Consider the following 17,858-nt stretch of genomic DNA (forward strand, 5'->3'; position numbering starts at 1 on the left):
CTTTATAAAAACAATACTTCTCTATTCTATTGTGATGGAGTATAGACCAAATCCATTATTACTTGGCCCAATATATTGAATGGGGCTATTTTCATTAAGTAAATCTTTAGCCTCTATGGACGACTCAAATTGAATGTTTGGTGTATTTAAAACAGACGTGAATGTCCAGTTATTATCTGCCGTAGGATCGATAGTGCCTTGCTCAAGAATGTAATCAATGATTACTTGTCTGTTTTCATCTGGATACATAGTAACTGATTGTTGGTTCCTTACACCTGGGAACTGCCCACTTGCGCGATAATTATTAGTCGCTACAATGAAGTTTTGCTCAAGATTAATCGGTGAACCATTATAGCTTAATCCTTTGATTCTATTCGCATTTTCATTGATTAACTTTCCTTCAGTATCATATTTGGCAGGCTCTGTTACATCAATTTCATAAGTGACTCCGTCTATGACATCAAAGTTATATGTTGGAAATTGCTCATTTATTAAAGGTTGTGTTTGTTCCTCACCAGGTAAGATTTGATTAAACTGACCAGCAGACATTTCTAACCATTCTTTTATATCAGCGCCGGTGACTTTAATGGCTGCAACCGTGTTTGGATATAAATATAAATCAGCGACATTTTTAATCGCTATCGTTCCTTCAGGTATATAAGTATAATAATTTGCTCCATTACGTCCACCAGCTTTAAAAGGAGCTCCAGCAGATAAAATTGGAGTATCTTCTTCTGGTGTACCTGCTAGTTGTTTTTCTAAATACCATTTCTGTGCATTTGTAACAATTTGAATGGAGGGATCATCTTTTATTAATGCAAAGTAACTATGAATATTAGCAGTCGTATTGCCAACAGGTTGCCTCACATATTCTAACGTTTGTTCATGAGAAAGTTGGATGGCATCAAGTATATCTGGATCGGAAATTGTATTGGTTTCGCTTTCTGCATTATAAACGCTTCGCAATTCTGACTGGACATTGTTTACTTTCCAATGTCCAAAGGAAGTGGTAAGCGATAAATCAATGACACCTAAATGATTACCCCAGTTACCAGGCATGACAACTGGTACACCATTAATTGTCCCTTTCTCTTCATTAACTCCCGGTAAGTCTGAAAAGTCTCCTGGAAAGAGCTTATGGTTATGACCAGAAATAATAGCATCGATTCCTTTTACCTTTGTTAGCGCATATGTAGCATCTTCATCCATCTCTGTATAATTTTCCGTTCCCATTCCAGAATGGGCAAGGACAATAACTAGATCAGCACCCGCTCTTTTCATTTTAGGAATGGTTTCTTTAACAGATTGGACGATATCTTTCGTATAGACTTTCCCTTCTAAATTCGCTCTATCCCATTCAGTTATTTGTGGTGTCACTACACCAGTTACACCGATATTTAATAAGTGAGGAAATCCCCTCTCATCTCTTACTATTTTTCTAATGATTTTGTATGGCTGGAAATACTGTTTTTCCTTCCCTTTCCCTTTTTTTACGTGATAGACATTGCTATTTACATAAGGGAAGGGGGCATCATTTAATGTTTCATTTAAAAATGATAATCCATAATTAAATTCATGATTCCCTACAGTAGCAGCATCATAATCTAGAAGCTTCATAGCTTGGAATACCGGATGTAATTCTCCCGGTTTGATTGGATTGATTTTAGCTTTATAATCCCCAAGAGGATTCCCTTGAATCAGATCACCATTATCGAAAAGAAAGCTATTACTCTCCTCTGCCCTTGCTTCTTTAATTAATGTGGCTGTTTTTGCCAGTCCGAAATCCTCCACTTCTTTGTCTTGATAATAATCGTATTTGGAAAGGTGGGTGTGGATATCAGTCGTCCCCAATAAGCGAATATCTACTTTGCTTTTAAAAGGACTTGGAAAATGATTCGTTTCTGCTGCCTCTGCATGATAAATTCTTGGTAAAGAAGAAATAACGAGGATAATAGTAAGACATAAAAAAGTAATTTTCCTTATCAAAATCGACACAACTCCTCTGTATTCATTTTTTAACCTTCGCTCGGAACCATCTAATAAATAATCTATTTTTCAACATAATAGTAACTATTTTCTATTTTTTTTGATAGAGGAGAAAAGAAGGGTTTTTGTTGAAGAATTTCCTTAGAATAACAAGGAAGAACAAGAATTCTTGTATAATGGGGGACTTTTATCGTGAGTATTTCCAAAAAAATAGTTCAAATGTTTTCTTCATTTCTTTTTCATTGCATCATCACGATTACTTAGATTTTTTTGATGGAATTAAGTTTAGTTATTGATATTAACGATGTCCGAATGCAAAATATGATTCTAAGTAAAAGGAGAGGATATTTTAAAATGCCGTTGCATAGGATGGTAAAGTAGCTTTTACTGAATGATATATAAGGGGGTTGGACGAGCATGATGTATGATTGTATCATTATAGGCGGTGGTCCGGCGGGGTTAAGCGCAGCTTTAGTATTAGGTCGAGCAAATAGAACTGTACTGATACTTGATCATCATCGTCCGAGGAACCGATTTACCACCTATTCACATGGTTTTTTGACACGTGATGGCATAGAAGTAGAACAGTTTAGACAGACAGCTTATGAGGAAATCATGCATTACCCTTCTGTTACAATAAAAAATCATGAAGTAATCCATGCAAGGAAAAATGACCAATCTTTCGTTATAGTGACGTTAGATAAAGAAGTATTCGAAGGAAGAAAAATCATCGTTTCAACCGGAATTAGAGAAAGACTACCCCAAATTAAAGGATTAACCCCCTTGTATGGAAAAAGTGTGCATAATTGTTTTTATTGTGATGGTTGGGAGTTGAGAGAGAAGAAAATTGCTGTTTTATACGATCATCTTGGTTCGCTTCATTTGATCAAACTTATTCACCAAATAACTAAACACATAGTAGTATGTACCAATGGTTTTCCGATAGATAGTAGAACAAGGGATCAGTTACAAAGTAAACAAATCCTTATCATAGATTTTCCGATTAAGGAATTAGTTGGAGAAGCAGGAAGTCTTTCTGCTATTCTCTTTACAAATGGTAGAACTGAAAGGGTTGATTCCCTTTTTGTCAGTCCAAGATGGGAACATAATGGCACCATTTTATATGGATTAGGCTGCAAGAAAGATGTAAATGGTAGAGTAGTTCGTGATATTCATAATCGGACGACTATATTTGGTGTGTATGCGACTGGTGACGCTGCATTTATATCTCCTTCTCAAGTAGCGATTGCTGTTGGCGATGGTTCGCGTACGGCTATAACCGTTTCAGGTGATTTGGCAAATGAGGATTTTAAATAGAATTTCATTTGGCTCACGTTTTTTGTAGGTTATTGTTTGTTCCCCCTTTCACATCCTCCCACAATTTTCTTCATAAAAAATAATCAATTCCTTACATTCTTCATTGTTATTTTTTTATTAAAGTACGAATGATTGGGACATATGTCCTTTTCAAAAAATGTTTGTTATCTTTAAATAAGAAAAGGAATGAAGAGGAGATGGGTGTTGGACATGAGTCGAGTGGACGTTCAGTTTTATATGGATAAATATAATCTGCACAAGGTGTTACCGGAAAGGCTGTATCCTCATCTGAGCTTGCATACTGTAGAAAAGGGAGAGCAGCTTTGTAGACAAGGAGAACAGGCGAAGGCATTGTACATCGTAGTAAAAGGGAAAGCAAAAGTATTTACGACATCTATGGAAGGAAAAACACTTGTACTTTCATTTCAAACACCGATTGAGTTGATCGGGGATATTGAATATATCCAAAACATTGATATTATCAATACGGTTGAAGCGGTATCCTCAGTAACAGTTATAAAAATCCCTTATAAATTTCTCCGTAAACATTGCGAACAATATTCACCGTTTCTCATGTTTTTGCTAAAGGTTATTACGGATAAATTTAATGCAAAGTCAAATTTTTTAAAATTGAATGTGCTTTATCCAGTAGAAGTCAGACTAGCTAGCTATTTATTATCGCATTCATTTGATGAGGAACACTCATTAGTAACGGGTATGCATAGTACAAAAAATTTAAAAGATACGGCTAATCTCATTGGAACGAGTTATCGCCACTTAAATCGAGTGATTCAACAGTTTAGTGAACTTGGTTTAATTGAAAGAAAAGACAAATGGATTCAGATTAAAGATTGGGAGGGCCTGAAGGAAATGGCTGGTTCGTCCCTATATGAATGAAACAACAGGAGAGGCTATATATGAAAAAGTATCAATATTTATTTTTTGATGTGGACGACACATTATTAGATTTTAGACATACGGAAAAAAGAGCATTAGAGCGTTTGTTTGAACAAGAAAATATCGTATTAACTGATGAGTTAAAAGGGGATTATCACCGGTTTAATAAAGGGTTATGGCATGCGCATGAACGGGGAGAGATTGGCAAAGAGGAACTTTTAAACACGAGATTTACCGAGTTCTTCCGACTTTATGGAAAGCAAGTAGACGGCTTAACAATGGAACGGAGTTACCGCAATTTCTTATCCGAAGGACATGAACAATTAGATGGTGCGCTCTCGCTTATTCAACAACTATCGACGCAATATGAACTTTTTATTATGACGAATGGTGTAGCGCAAACGCAAAATCGCAGGTTACGTGATTCCGGGTTGTTTCCTTATTTTAAAAATATCTTTATCTCAGAAGAAACTGGTTTTCATAAGCCTATGAAAGCATACTTCGATTATTGTTTCCAGCGTATAGATCAGTTTAATTGTGGAAAAGCACTCATCATTGGTGATTCTTTAGTAGCTGATATAAAAGGTGGTCTTGCTGCGGGAATGGATGCCTGTTGGATGAATGTTGCAAAAGTAGCTAATGATACAGACATTACACCCACATATGAAATCAATAAGCTAGTTGAGCTCTTACCTATATTAGAAAGGAGGGAGTGCATTGACTCATAATCCAAAAGGGAAAGAACGATTGATACTAGCATTACTTTTAGGGATGCTAGCGACATTAGGACCATTAAATATAGATATGTATTTACCAAGCTTTCCGAGCATTGCTTCGGACTTAGAGACATCGGCTTCTATGGTCCAATTGAGTTTAACGGCTTGTTTAATTGGTTTGGCTGTTGGACAATTGGTGATTGGTCCGATTAGTGACGCAAAAGGAAGGAGAAAACCACTTTTAATTTCTATTCTACTTTTTGCTGGTGCCTCTTTTTTATGTGCGGTTGCCCCTAATATTACAACCCTTGTTATTGCAAGATTTTTGCAAGGAGCTACTGCCTCTGCGGGAGTTGTCTTATCGAGAGCGGTTGTAAGAGACACATTTAGTGGAAGAGAACTAACGAAATTTTTTGCGTTATTGATGGTCATTAATGCGGTTGCTCCGTTAGTCGCTCCCATTGCAGGGGGAGGCATTTTGCTTTTTCCTTCTGCGAGTTGGCATTGGATATTTATAAGCTTAGGAATCATAGGGTTAATCATTTTTCTAATTGTATTTTTAAAACTTAAGGAATCCTTACCTGTAGAGAAGCGTAGACCAAGCTCTTTAAGATCCACGTTTCGGACAATGGCAGAGTTGAGTACAGACCGTTCTTTTATTAGCTATGCTTTAATCGTTGGATTTGTTCATGGAGGAAGTTTTGCATATGTTTCAGGTACGCCGTTTGTTTATCAAGGGATTTATGGTGTCTCACCGCAAGTATTTAGTATTCTATTTGGCATAAATGGACTTGCAATTATAACTGGGAGCTCCATCGTAGGTCGTTTAGGCGGAAAAGTGACAGAGAAAAAATTGTTAAAAATAGCAGTCACAGTTGCTGCATCGTCGACATTATTCTTACTTTTGATGACGATTATAAAAGGACCGCTTGCATTAATCGTCATTCCAATCTTTATTTATATGCTCTCAATGGGAATGGTTTTGACAAGTTCGTTTACATTAGCAATGGAATTCCAAGGACATCGAGCAGGCAGTGCAAGTGCCATTTTAGGAATGCTTCCTCTTGTGGTAGGAGCGACGGTTTCTCCATTAGTAGGGTTGAATGAATCAACAGCTATACCGATGGGAGCTATTTTGTTCGTTACATCCTTTATTGGTTTTACCCTCTTTTTCACTTTTGCCAATCGTGAGGAAAAGCCACAAATAAATGTGTAGAAGCATAGGATGAATCATTCATCTGAACAAATTGGACTGCATCTCAATTGTTAGAAAACAATCTAACAAATGGAGGTGCAGTTTCTTTATGGGCAAATGATAGGAAGAATAAGGAGGGGAACGCTTTTTACTAAAAATTTTTGCACCTAATTAAAAAGTCATGAAAAATCTGTACTGATTGAGCTTGTATTGATTAATCAACAGTTACGAAAGGTATCAAGTGGGTAGGTAATGGAGGAGTTAAGTAGGTTTGGGGCATAGGAAATTAGAAGTTTTCCTTATCATAGAAACATCTATGGATCAAATAAATGGCTCGCTCAAGCAATAAAAGGAAAAGTTTTTAAAAGATTATGAATGCTAGAAAGTTTTTTTGACATTGGGAAACCACCACATTTACTCGACAACTTGATCAGTATCGATCACTTCTTGCAAAAGAGAGATATGTTCATCGATAATATGATTTCTTGGATCTTGGGGGTTAGTTATATGTTTTTTCATATCTTGCAAAAAATGCAATTCTCTTTCCATCAATTGTCTTTCTATTGAATCAAGCATATGTGAAAACTCCTTTTTAATGAAAAATAATAGAGGTTGTCCCTTCTTTCTATTATTATATGCATGGCAGTCTATTATATACATTACATTATTGCCACCTTTATTATTATACCTATATTTTTTTCCTAGATACAGTGCAAATTTCCTGATTGGTAGTGACGAAAGAGAACTTCATTTAATTTTTCATTTTTTCTTTAAGCAAAGAAGGAGTATTTCAATAAGAGCAGGAATGAGTATAGTTTAAGTAATAATAGAGAGGAAGATGTAGAAGTGAATCAAGTTTTATTAATAATTGATGCACAAGAAGCTTTAATTGAGGGGGAAAACGGTCAAAAGCCGGTCTATCAAAAAGAGCAGCTGATTACTACAATAAATATATTAATTGAACAAGCGGAAAAAAATGATATTGACGTTATATTTGTAAGAGATCTAGATGTTGGCGGTGGAAGTGGAGCTGGCTTTCAAGTACATCATTTAATTAAGGTACCTAAAAAATCTTCTGAAAAAATGTTTAATAAACTTGCGACGAATGCTTTTTACGAAACTGGTTTATTAAATTACTTAAAAGAGAGGAGTGTTCAACATCTAATTATTGCAGGATGTCAAACGGAGTATTGTATTGATACAGCTGTTCGATATGCAACTGTTAATGGTTTCGATGTTACTTTAATCAAAGATGGACACTCGACAATTGATTCAACCGTTTTACCTGCTGAGAAAATCATTGCTCACCATAATCAAACCCTTCATGGTCACTATAATGTTGATCATTTTTCAGTCGTAAGGGGTAGTCATGAAGCGGTCTTTATCCCACCTCACAATGAATACCGGAAAGAGTGGGCAGTTGAGTTAGAGCAACCCAAGTAAGAAACTTATCCTTACTGAAGTTGACAAGAGAGTCTGCCCTCCTAAATATATGTTGAGCAGACTCTCCTAGTCAAACATCACCGACTAACATTGTCAAATGTTGAGGTAAGATAGAAATTGTAGAGGGTGTTTCGTCAATTAATTCTCCATCACAATCAATTTTTTGAATTGGTTGTGCTTCTATCTTTAATGATTTTGTACGAAAATAGACGATTTCATCATTATTTTTATCTGGATAATCGTCATTTACTTGTGATTGGAGCCACGTCCAAAAATTTTGCATACTCGCTTGTTTAATAATTAACACATCAAGTAAGCCATCTTGGATATTTGCTTGAGGAAAGAAGGATTGCATCCCACCTAAATAAGAGCCATTTCCTATTACGACCATGACAGCATCATCATCATAGGTGCAATGATCACTTTCGATTTTTAAATGGAAGACTTCGTTTTGAAAAATAAGCTTAGACGCTTGGATATAGTAAGACATTTTACCAAGTCTTTTACTATTATTATCCATTTGCTCTGATACTTTTGAAATTAAGCCAATTCCCCAGAAGTTCAAAAAGTATTGATGATTAAAAGTACCGATATCTATTTGTTTTATCTTTTTTTCTTTAATCTGTTTGGCGGCTAATCTTGGTTCTTGATTTATGCCAATGGTTCTTGAAAAATCATTACATGTGCCTCCAGGTAAGATAGCAAATGGTGGTCTCACTGGCAATGGTGCTAATGCATTGACTAGTTCAAAGATTGTTCCATCTCCGCCAGCGCCGATAATTAAATCCACTGAAGACGCAAGTTTTTCCACGTATTTAGCGCCATCACCCTCCTGTTTTGTTTGATATATTTTCACATTTGTAAAAGTTTCTTTTAATTCTGTTTCAATTTCTTCGATTTGATTTAATAATTTCTTGTTCCCTGCATTAGGATTTAAAATAATCGCTACAGTATTCATGATTCCATTCCCCCTTTCATAAGTACATACTTCCCGTTTTATTTGTAAATGTAGCATGAATTTGAAAAAAATATATTATTAATTCGAGATATTTTACTTGAAGATAAATCAATTGAGTGGTAAAGTGATAAATATAACGAGGTGACTTTAAAAATGAAAAAGCATACTTTAGGGTCTTTATTATGGATGAGGATAGCTAGATTTACACATCAAAGTAACTTATTATCTAATGAGTTTTTAAAAAAATATCAATTAACTGCTTCCCAGTTTGATGTTCTTACACAGATAGCAGCTTACGAACCCATTACCCAACAAGAGCTAGCTGATAAATTAACGGTAAGCCAAGGGGGGGTATCTAGAATGCTTTCAAAACTAGAAAAAGAAGGATTGATTATAAAAGCAGTAAAATGGAAAACGAAAAAAATTTCTCTCACAGCAAAAGGGAAGACTAAACTAGCTGCTGCATATGAGGCCCAATTACATTTTCAAACTTCCTTTTTTGATGAATCACTCTCACAGGATGAGCAGAAGATTCTTTATCAGTTATTATCAAAACTACAAAAAAATAGTGATCAGAAGAAAAAATCCATTATATAGGAGAGGATTAAATGACGTACATTGCAGGTCATCATCATACATCTATGATTACAAAGGATGCGAATAAAAATAATCACTTTTATAAGAATATACTTGGTTTAAGACGGGTTAAGATGACTGTAAATCAGGATGATCCCTCTATGTATCATCTGTTTTTCGGAGATGAAATCGGAAGTCCAGGCACAGAATTAACATTTTTTGAAATACCGATGGCAGGTAGAACCCATAAAGGAACAAATAGTATTACCCGCATTGGATTACTTGTTCCATCCTATGAGAGTTTACTGTTTTGGTCTGAACGTTTTAAGCAATTAAAAGTAAAACATGGAGAAATTACAGAATATACGCACCGCCCCAGTCTATCATTTGAAGATCCCGATGGCTTGCAATTAGTGCTTATTGTCTCTGAGCAAAGCCTGTCATTTTGGAGAGGTTGGTCTCAATCACTTATCCCTAAGGAGCATCAAATTATGGGCATGGGCCCAGTTGAAATGACTGTGAGAAGACCCGAGAAGTTACAGGACACGCTAGTGAATATGTTTGGCTACTCTATTTCTTATCGAGAAGAAAAATTAACGGTCTATCAATCATTAGCAGGAGAACCGTTCGGTGAAATTGTGGTGATTGAAAAAGATGGACCAGATGAGAGACCAGGACGAGGCAGTGTTCATCATTTAGCAATCCGAGTAAAAGACGAAGAGGAACTGAAATATTGGGAAAGTAAAGTAAGAGAAAAAGGTTTTTTAACAAATGGTATTATCGATCGCTATTATTTTAAAAGCCTATACTTTAGAGAATCTAATGGTATCCTTTTTGAAATTGCGACAGATGGTCCCGGGTTCACAATTGATACCGATCTCGTGCATTTAGGAGAAACTTTAGATCTTCCGCCATTCCTCGAAGAACGCCGAGAAGAAATAGAAAAGATGCTTAAACCTATAGAGGAGAATGAATAATGGAAAAATACCGGATAAATAAAGAGAATGGTCTGGAGTTCGGCTTGTACTCATTGGGTGATCACATTCCTAATGCTAAAACAGGCAAACGAATATCCGCGCAAAAGAGACTAAATGAAATCATCGAGGCAAGTCAATTAGCTGAAGAAGCAGGTATTGATGTATTTGGCCTAGGTGAGAGCCATCAAACTTATTTTACAACTCAAGCACATACCGTTGTACTTGGTGCGATTGCCCAGGCAACGAAAAAAATAAAATTATCAAGTTCAGCAACAGTATTAAGTGTATCTGATCCTGTTAGGGTATATGAGGATTTTGCTACAATTGACTTGCTTTCAGGTGGCCGTGCTGAAATTGTCGCGGGTCGAGGTTCTAGAGTAGGAGCTTATCAATTATTGGGTATAGACTTGGCTCATTATGAAGATATCTTTGAGGAAAAGTTGGCTTTATTAAAGCAACTGAATGAGGAAGAAAGGGTGACATGGTCGGGAAGATTTCGTGCGCCATTAGATAATGCTGAAGTGCTTCCACGGCCTCTGAATGGTTCACTTCCTATTTGGAGAGGTGTTGGCGGTCCACCAGCTAGTGCCGTTAAATCAGGTAAAATGGGCATTCCAATGGTATTAACAACCTTAGGTGGTCCAGCAGATAATTTCAAAATATCTGTAGATGCTTATCGCCAGACGTTAGAGGAGAATGGATTCCAAGCCAACCAATATCCAATTGCAACTACGAGTTTATTTTATGTTGCAGATACAACTCGAGAAGCGCTCGAAGGAATGTATCCTTATCTAAATGGTGGCTTTCAAGCGATTAGAGGTGGAGGGGGTTACCCTATTCAGCAATTCACACAAGCGCCCGATGTAAGGGATGCTTTAATGGTTGGGAGTAAGCAACAAATTATTGAGAAAATTCTCTATCAATTTGAATTATTTGGGATGCAAAGGTTTTTAGCACAAATCGATTTTGGTGGAGTACCTTTCGCCGATGTAATGAAAAATATAGAGATTATTGGGAATGACATTATTCCAGCAGTGAAGAAATATACAAGAGAAGAGAAGTCTTCCGAAATTTAATAGAAGCAAAGAAGCCACCCTATTGAAGGTGGCTTCTTTTTATATCTTTTCAGTATCGATAATATTCATCTCTTTTATATGATTTTTTGCCTCTTGATCACCTAATTGATAAATCATCTCATAAAGACGCATCAAAATTTGATCATATTCAGGGTTAGGCGATTTTTTATGATACTCAAGAAAAGGAACTTGAGCTCTAGCAAAGGTTTTTAACTCGGCATTATAGTTCTCATCTAAAAAGCGGTTTAGCTCAGCAATTTCAGCACCTGTTGCATATACTCTAAACTGCCAATCATGACCATCCATTGTGTCAAGTATTGTACCGTTTTCAAGGTTGATATAGTAAGCTTCTCTATTACCGTCCATTTAAACCTCTCCTTTTTCTCGGATAGTCATGGTATTCCCTGTTGGACTCGTAGATAAACAAATTATTAAATAACTATTTTTATTAGTATGCCATTGAATCAGTTGTTTTTAACTTAATTGTTCTAAATATCGGTATAATGTAGATTTACTGATCCCTGTTTGTTCTTTAATTTCTAATAAAGTGAAATTTTTTGTTTGATACATTTCGATCGCTTTTTTAACATTCTCATCAGGCTTTTTTGGTCTACCACTCGATTTTCCTTGTTCTTTTGCTTTTGTTAATCCTCTTCTGGTATTTTCACTGATTACGTCACTTTGAAAGGAAATAAGCTTATTTAACATGGGTAAGAAATGCTTACCCGTTTCATCACTTGTATCGATTTCTTCATGTATTGCTTGGAAAAAGATTTTTCGCTCATCTAACTCATTTAATAATTCAGCGAGATGATTCGTGGAGTCAGCCAATACGTTCAGTCTAGCGACAATCACTGTATCACCTTTTTGCAAATGGTTTAATAAATCCTTTAATTTATTTCTTCTTTTTGGTGAGGTATGTGCTTCTTGAAAGTATATATCGCAATCTTTTAAGTAGGTATATTGCTCATCTATATCTAAATCATGTAGAGGTCGTAAATATCCTGCAAACATAATCATTGCTCCTTTTCTTCTTAAAATGAAATAAGAACTAATAGTTGCATACGTAATTAAAGATATCATATCACATCACCTGAAAATTTCTTGATATGACATAATTAATCCCAAAAACGTTCCTTTATGAAACTTTTTGTGTTAAAATCTTCTCATTGCCTAAAAAAAAGACGTGAATGAGGTGTTTAGGATTGATCACATGGAAAGAACAGTGGTTTTCAAATATTAAAGGAGATATTTTATCAGGCATTGTAGTTGCACTCGCACTTATCCCAGAGGCAATCGCCTTTTCTATTATAGCTGGTGTTGATCCGATGGTAGGGTTATATGCATCTGTTTGTATTGCTATTATTATCTCTTTTACAGGTGGGAGACCCGGAATGATATCTGCAGCAACGGGAGCAATGGCACTCTTAATGGTTCCTCTAGTAAAAGAATACGGTTTGAATTATTTACTTGCTGCAACTATTTTAACTGGAGTCATTCAATTTTTATTTGGTGTATTTAAAATAGCTAAGGTAATGAAATTTATCCCGAGAGCTGTCATGATGGGGTTTGTTAATGCACTTGCCATTCTCATTTTTATGGCACAGGTGCCTCATATTTTAGGAGAGTCTTATATGACTTTCATCTTTTTAGCTATTACTCTTTTAATTATTTATATTGTACCAAGGTTTATCAAGGTCATACCGGCTCCACTCATTGCGATTGTTTTCCTTTCAGCAGCCGCTATTTTTTTTCAAGCTGATATGAAAACGGTCGGGGATTTAGGAGCGATTTCACAAACATTACCAAGCTTCTTCCTACCGAATGTCCCATTTAATTTAGAAACGTTGATGATTATACTCCCCTTTTCTGTTGCTTTGGCAATTGTTGGGTTGCTCGAGTCATTATTAACTACTCAAATTGTAGACGATATGACTGATACTGTTGGAGATAAGAATAAAGAAGCAAGAGGGCAAGGGATTGCTAACTTTGTAACGGGATTCTTTGGGGGAATGGCAGGTTGTGCAATGATTGGACAATCCGTTATCAATGTAAAGTCGGGTGGTCGAGGACGTCTATCAACACTTGTAGCTGGACTTGTATTAATGTTTTTGATCCTTGTGTTAGGAGGAGTCGTTGTCCAGATTCCAATGCCTGTGTTAGTAGGTATTATGGTTATGGTCTCTATAGGTACCTTTGATTGGTCTTCTTTTGCTTATTTGAAAAAGGCACCATTATCTGATTCGTTAGTGATGTTAGTTACAGTCGGGATCGTTGTGTACACACATGACTTATCTAAAGGTGTTATTGCTGGTGTCATATTAAGTGCTATATGCTTCGCAGCGAAAATATCAAAGGTAAAAATAACAAAGACAATCGACCACACAAATTGTTTAACAAATTATCAGGTTCAAGGGCAAATATTCTTTGTCTCTGTTGATGCTTTTTTAGAAAAAATAGATTTTGACGTAAAAAAAGAGACGATTGTATTGGATTTCACTCAAGCTCATATATGGGATGATTCAGGTGTTGGTGCGTTGGATAAAGCGATCTTGAAGCTCAAAGAAAACGGAAATTCCGTTAGAGTTCGAGGTTTAAACGATGATAGTGAACAACTAGTTAAGCGATTAGCTGTCAGTCAACATGAGATACAAAAGAGTTAGGTAAACGATATCATCATTTAAGATGTGTAAAAAAGTTGCGAGATGCTCGGCACTCGCAACTTTTTAATTGTAGAAAGTAATGATAAGTTTTTTTCCCTTACCTTTGAGTTAAAAGATAATTCATAATTCTTTTTTAATGAATGATTTTCATTCATTATTTCTAAAATCTATTGTCGTCACTAATCACCCCATGATAAAATGCAGTGGTGCCTCAAATGGAGAGCGAATTGAATGATGGAGGATAGAAGCCATGAAAAAATATATATGGGATAGTATAGTCATTGTCTTTGGTGCGGTTCTTTTTGCATTAGCTATTAATCTGTTTGTCATCCCGAGTGAACTTAGTGAAGGCGGAGTTACTGGATTGACAATTATATTCTATTATCTTTTTGAATGGTCTCCAGGATTAGTGAGTTTCATATTAAATGCCATTTTATTGATTGCAGGTTATAAATTTTTAACGAAACAAACCGTTATATATACGATTATTGCTGTTATTTCGCTTTCTCTTTCCTTACATTTAACTGAAGGGTGGAACATTGATTCGAATGAGATATTAGTTAATGCCATTTTTGGAGGAATATTCTCTGGAGTTGGCATTGGATTAATTATTCGTGTTGGTGGTACTACAGCTGGAACAACCATTCTTGCGAAGATGACAAATAAGTTTTTAGGATGGAGTATTAGTTATAGCTTATTATTTTTTGATATTCTTGTTGTCTTAAGTTCTTATTTCATTATTGGTGCAGAGAAAGTAATGATTACACTCATTATGTTATATGTCGGTACAAAAGTGATGGAGCTCATTATTGAAGGATTAAATCCTAAAAAGGCTGTCACAATTATATCAAAAGAGTCAGACACGATTGCCCAACAAATCAATCAAAAACTCGACCGTGGAGTAACAGTAATGAACGGAAGAGGATATTATACAAAGCAAGCAAAGGAAGTACTATATATTGTCATTAGTAAACAAGAAATTATGAAATTGAAAAAAATTGTTTTAGCAACGGATCACACAGCCTTCGTTGCCATACATGATGTACGCGATGTGTTTGGTGAGGGGTTTGGAGATATGTCAAAAGGATGAGAAGCCGGCGATGAGCTGGCTTTTTCTTTTGGAAATGTAAAAGTTTGAAGTATTAGAGTGTAACTATTTAGAATGTGATTTTCAAAAAAGGAGAGACCGCCGCTCATTGGAGAAGCGTAGTTACCTCAAGTGGCTTAAAAGAAGTTAGGAAGTCAGACTTGTTGAAAAACAGCAGAGCTTAGCGCAATTTAGAACACTAAAAGGATATTGACTTTCTATAGAGACGAAAGTGGCATATAATTGCGCATTGAATAGATGAGCTAACTGATAGGCAAATATGGCGTAAATCATGTAGAATAGGAGGGATGGTGTTTTATTCGAGATATTTATAGAAGGAGAAAGAAAATGACAGAGAAGATAAATGATTTACAACAAGTCCAGATCAAGCCTTTGCCGATTGCAATTGTGTTAATGATTGCTGCTTTTATTGGATTATTTAGTGAAACGGCACTTAACATGGCCTTTACGAATATTATGGTGGACTATCAGATTGAACCACATGCGGTACAGTGGCTGACAACAGGGTTTTTATTAGTACTTGGTGTTTTAGTACCAGTTTCAGGGTTACTTATTCAATGGTTCAGTACAAGGCAATTATTCGCTGCTTCCCTTATATTCTCAATTATTGGTACATTGATTGGTGCGTTATCAATTAGTTTTCCTATGTTATTAATATGTCGTGTGATCCAAGCGATAGGGACAGCATTGTTATTACCATTAATGACGAATGTGATTCTACTTATTTTCCCTGCGAATAAGCGTGGAAGTGTGATGGGCCTTATGGGCTTAGTCATTATGTGTGCACCTGCTATTGGCCCAACCATCTCAGGATTATTGATTGATCAATGGGGATGGCATTCTATATTTTGGTTATCATTACCTATATTAATCATTACTTTAGTTATTGGAATGGCTTTTATGCAAAATGTTTCTACCATTACGAAGCCCCGAATTGATTTTGTTTCATTGTTATTATCGACGATTGGTTTTGGTGGCGTTGTATACGGATTTAGCAGTGCGGGAGAGGGAAATGGGTCGTGGGCCAGTCCTTTAGTACTCTTCCCAATTGTAATTGGAGTAATTAGTTTATTGTTATTCTCTATCCGACAGTTACGTAGTCCAGAGCCAATGCTCGATTTACGTGTTTTTGCTCATCCCATGTTTTCTTTAGGAACGATTATGGTTTTCTTATGTATGATGATGATTTTGTCGTCTGCTATCCTATTACCACTCTACTTAAAAGGTGGATTATTACTAACTGCACTAGCAGCAGGTCTTGTGTTGCTACCAGGTGGATTAATTAACGGTTTAATGTCTCCAGTTACAGGGCGGCTTTTTGACCGGTTTGGTCCAAGGTATTTAATTATACCTGGTTTCGTTTTAACAACAATTATGACCTTTTTATTTACTAGAGTAACAACGGAAACGAGTTCAGCTTTGATTATTTTCCTTCATACGCTGATGTTAATCGGCGTGGCGATGATTATGATGCCAGCTCAAACGAATGGATTAAATCAGCTGTCAAAAAGGCATTATCCCGATGGATCAGCGATTATGAATACACTTTCGCAAATTGCTGGTGCCATTGGTACTGCGGTTGCTATTAGTTTAATGGCAGCAGGCCAATCCAGCTATATACCTAAAGAAGGTATGGCAAATACAGCTATCGCAGCTGAAGCACTAACAACCGGTGTTCAAACAGCGTTTTATCTTGGGCTAATTGCTTCTATCATCGGACTGATTTTATCTTTCTTTGTAAAAAGAGTATATGTAGAGAATGAAACAAAATAAAACTCGCCATTTGGCGAGTTTTTTTAACTATGATTTACTATAATTGTTCTACTGCATGTGGCTCTAAGATGACTTCGATGTTATTGCGTACAGCTTTAGAATACGGACAAGTTTCATGCGCTTTATGAACCAGTTTTTCTAATGTCGCTTGATCGGTCCCTTTTGCTTTAATATTTAATTTCACTTGTAAGCTATAGCCTTCTTTTTCATCCTTAAAGAGACTGACATTTCCAATTACTTCCGTATCTATCGGTGTCCGATCCATTTTAGATACACCTTGCAGGGCACTTTCAAAGCAAGCAGCATATCCTGCAGCGAATAATTGTTCTGGATTTGTCGCTTCGGGCATTTCTTTCGCTCTAGGTGTTCCTGGCATTGCTATTGCGACATTAAAGTTACCATCCTCTGATACCGCTGTACCTTCTCGTCCACCACTTACTGTAACAGTTGCTGTAAATAATTTCTTAGCCATTTGGATCGTCTCCTTTTTAGAAATAGATTGTACTATATATATAACCTTTTTTTGATGAGTTACACATTTTTTTTAAAATCTATTTAAAAAAATGAGGGTTTACGTTTGGCTCTTTCTAATAAATGTTTTGACCTCAGGAGGCGTATAAGTATAAAATTGCTGAATTAAATCAGCAGGACTCTCGCTAACTAGTGCCATTTTCAAAAATTTGTCTTGTAAAAATTGTTGTTCATTCATATGAGTAATCAGTGAAATTAAGAGGTCAAAATAGTGATCAATATTGAGGATACCAATAGGTTTTTGATGTAACCCTAACTGTCCCCAAGTAAACACCTCAAAAAATTCTTCTAATGTTCCGCAGCCACCTGGAAGCATAATAAATCCATCGGCAAGTTCTTCCATTTTATGTTTCCTTTCATGCATAGAATCAACGATGACTAGATCACTTAAGTTCGGATGGGCAATTTCTTTATCTTGAAGGAATTTAGGAATGACACCAATTACTTTTCCACCGTTAGCTAATGTACTATCTGCTACAGCGCCCATTAAACCAATACTGGAACCGCCATATATGAGTGTGATGCTTCTTTTAGCTAATTGCTCTCCTAAAATTTGTGCACCTTTCATATAGGAGGGATGTGCCCCTTGGCTTGAACCACAAAAGACTGCGAGTGCTTGCAAATTTTTCTACCCCCTTTTTA

Annotated in this window: 18 protein-coding genes; 11 read left to right on the plus strand and 7 right to left on the minus strand. The window is 36.1% G+C overall.

Going from position 1 to position 17,858, the window contains the following annotated elements; translation table 11 throughout:
* Window positions 1-21 precede the first annotated feature (21 nt).
* Complete coding sequence (locus LG276_RS05935) at window positions 22-1,986, minus strand: bifunctional 2',3'-cyclic-nucleotide 2'-phosphodiesterase/3'-nucleotidase (RefSeq protein ID WP_404293825.1); 1,965 nt, start codon at window positions 1,984-1,986, stop codon at window positions 22-24.
* Window positions 1,987-2,403: 417 nt separating this feature from the next.
* On the opposite strand from LG276_RS05935, the gene LG276_RS05940 reads away from it, so the two are divergent.
* The 4 genes from LG276_RS05940 to LG276_RS05955 all read left to right on the plus strand — a co-directional run bounded on the left by LG276_RS05940 (window position 2,404) and on the right by LG276_RS05955 (window position 6,132).
* Complete coding sequence (locus tag LG276_RS05940; RefSeq protein WP_224934964.1) at window positions 2,404-3,303, plus strand: NAD(P)/FAD-dependent oxidoreductase; 900 nt, start codon at window positions 2,404-2,406, stop codon at window positions 3,301-3,303.
* 210 nt (window positions 3,304-3,513) lie between these two features.
* The gene (locus tag LG276_RS05945) at window positions 3,514-4,200 is read left to right on the plus strand and encodes a Crp/Fnr family transcriptional regulator (protein WP_224935721.1); all 687 of its coding nucleotides are present in this window, start codon (window positions 3,514-3,516) and stop codon (window positions 4,198-4,200) included.
* A gap of 20 nt (window positions 4,201-4,220) precedes the next feature.
* Window positions 4,221-4,928, plus strand: coding sequence for a YjjG family noncanonical pyrimidine nucleotidase (locus LG276_RS05950; protein WP_224934966.1), 708 nt, complete (start codon window positions 4,221-4,223; stop codon window positions 4,926-4,928).
* Complete coding sequence (locus tag LG276_RS05955; protein WP_224934968.1) at window positions 4,918-6,132, plus strand: Bcr/CflA family efflux MFS transporter; 1,215 nt, start codon at window positions 4,918-4,920, stop codon at window positions 6,130-6,132. Before LG276_RS05950 ends, LG276_RS05955 begins: the two co-directional genes overlap by 11 nt.
* A 393-nt stretch (window positions 6,133-6,525) precedes the next feature.
* Here the strand turns inward: LG276_RS05955 and LG276_RS05960 are convergent, their stop codons facing one another.
* The gene (locus tag LG276_RS05960; protein ID WP_224934970.1) at window positions 6,526-6,687 is read right to left on the minus strand and encodes a hypothetical protein; all 162 of its coding nucleotides are present in this window, start codon (window positions 6,685-6,687) and stop codon (window positions 6,526-6,528) included.
* A gap of 270 nt (window positions 6,688-6,957) precedes the next feature.
* Between LG276_RS05960 and LG276_RS05965 the strand changes: the two genes are divergently transcribed.
* Window positions 6,958-7,554 (plus strand): isochorismatase family protein, encoded by a 597-nt coding sequence (locus LG276_RS05965; protein ID WP_224934971.1) that lies wholly within the window; start codon window positions 6,958-6,960, stop codon window positions 7,552-7,554.
* Window positions 7,555-7,624: 70 nt separating this feature from the next.
* Here the strand turns inward: LG276_RS05965 and LG276_RS05970 are convergent, their stop codons facing one another.
* Entirely contained in the window at window positions 7,625-8,512 is an 888-nt protein-coding gene (locus LG276_RS05970; RefSeq protein ID WP_404293830.1) for a diacylglycerol/lipid kinase family protein, read from the minus strand.
* A gap of 153 nt (window positions 8,513-8,665) precedes the next feature.
* Here LG276_RS05970 and LG276_RS05975 point away from each other — a divergent pair, with 153 nt between their 5' ends.
* The 3 genes from LG276_RS05975 to LG276_RS05985 are packed head-to-tail and all read left to right on the plus strand — an operon-like array spanning window position 8,666 to window position 11,141.
* Complete coding sequence (locus LG276_RS05975; protein WP_224934975.1) at window positions 8,666-9,109, plus strand: MarR family winged helix-turn-helix transcriptional regulator; 444 nt, start codon at window positions 8,666-8,668, stop codon at window positions 9,107-9,109.
* Window positions 9,110-9,120: 11 nt separating this feature from the next.
* Entirely contained in the window at window positions 9,121-10,065 is a 945-nt protein-coding gene (locus LG276_RS05980) for a ring-cleaving dioxygenase (protein WP_404293832.1), read from the plus strand.
* A complete protein-coding gene (locus LG276_RS05985) occupies window positions 10,065-11,141 on the plus strand; it encodes an LLM class flavin-dependent oxidoreductase (RefSeq protein ID WP_404293834.1) in 1,077 nt (358 codons plus the stop codon). Before LG276_RS05980 ends, LG276_RS05985 begins: the two co-directional genes overlap by 1 nt.
* A 39-nt stretch (window positions 11,142-11,180) precedes the next feature.
* On the opposite strand, the gene LG276_RS05990 is transcribed toward LG276_RS05985, so the two are convergent.
* Both LG276_RS05990 and LG276_RS05995 read right to left on the minus strand, forming a co-directional pair.
* A complete protein-coding gene (locus LG276_RS05990; protein ID WP_224934981.1) occupies window positions 11,181-11,507 on the minus strand; it encodes a hydrolase in 327 nt (108 codons plus the stop codon).
* 108 nt (window positions 11,508-11,615) lie between these two features.
* Window positions 11,616-12,224 carry a recombinase family protein gene (locus LG276_RS05995; RefSeq protein WP_404293836.1) on the minus strand — a complete coding sequence of 203 codons (609 nt, stop codon included), beginning with the start codon at window positions 12,222-12,224 and terminating at the stop codon, window positions 11,616-11,618.
* A gap of 122 nt (window positions 12,225-12,346) precedes the next feature.
* Here LG276_RS05995 and LG276_RS06000 point away from each other — a divergent pair, with 122 nt between their 5' ends.
* The 3 genes from LG276_RS06000 to LG276_RS06010 all read left to right on the plus strand — a co-directional run bounded on the left by LG276_RS06000 (window position 12,347) and on the right by LG276_RS06010 (window position 16,685).
* Window positions 12,347-13,804, plus strand: a complete 1,458-nt coding sequence (locus tag LG276_RS06000) for a SulP family inorganic anion transporter (protein WP_404293838.1) — start codon at window positions 12,347-12,349, stop codon at window positions 13,802-13,804.
* Window positions 13,805-14,054: 250 nt separating this feature from the next.
* Window positions 14,055-14,894 carry a YitT family protein gene (locus tag LG276_RS06005; RefSeq protein ID WP_404293840.1) on the plus strand — a complete coding sequence of 280 codons (840 nt, stop codon included), beginning with the start codon at window positions 14,055-14,057 and terminating at the stop codon, window positions 14,892-14,894.
* A gap of 345 nt (window positions 14,895-15,239) precedes the next feature.
* On the plus strand, window positions 15,240-16,685 hold the full coding sequence (locus tag LG276_RS06010) for an MDR family MFS transporter (RefSeq protein ID WP_404293842.1): 1,446 nt from the start codon (window positions 15,240-15,242) through the stop codon (window positions 16,683-16,685).
* A gap of 37 nt (window positions 16,686-16,722) precedes the next feature.
* Here the strand turns inward: LG276_RS06010 and LG276_RS06015 are convergent, their stop codons facing one another.
* Together LG276_RS06015 and LG276_RS06020 are read right to left on the minus strand one after the other, a co-directional pair.
* Window positions 16,723-17,157: an organic hydroperoxide resistance protein gene (locus tag LG276_RS06015; protein ID WP_095370258.1), complete on the minus strand. Its 435-nt coding sequence runs from the start codon at window positions 17,155-17,157 to the stop codon at window positions 16,723-16,725.
* Between the two features lie 99 nt (window positions 17,158-17,256).
* A complete protein-coding gene (locus LG276_RS06020; RefSeq protein WP_224934992.1) occupies window positions 17,257-17,838 on the minus strand; it encodes a TIGR00730 family Rossman fold protein in 582 nt (193 codons plus the stop codon).
* Between the last annotated feature and the right edge of the window lie 20 nt (window positions 17,839-17,858).

The sequence above is a fragment of the Cytobacillus kochii genome (assembly GCF_044790165.1).
Lineage (GTDB): Bacteria > Bacillota > Bacilli > Bacillales > Cytobacillaceae > Cytobacillus > Cytobacillus kochii.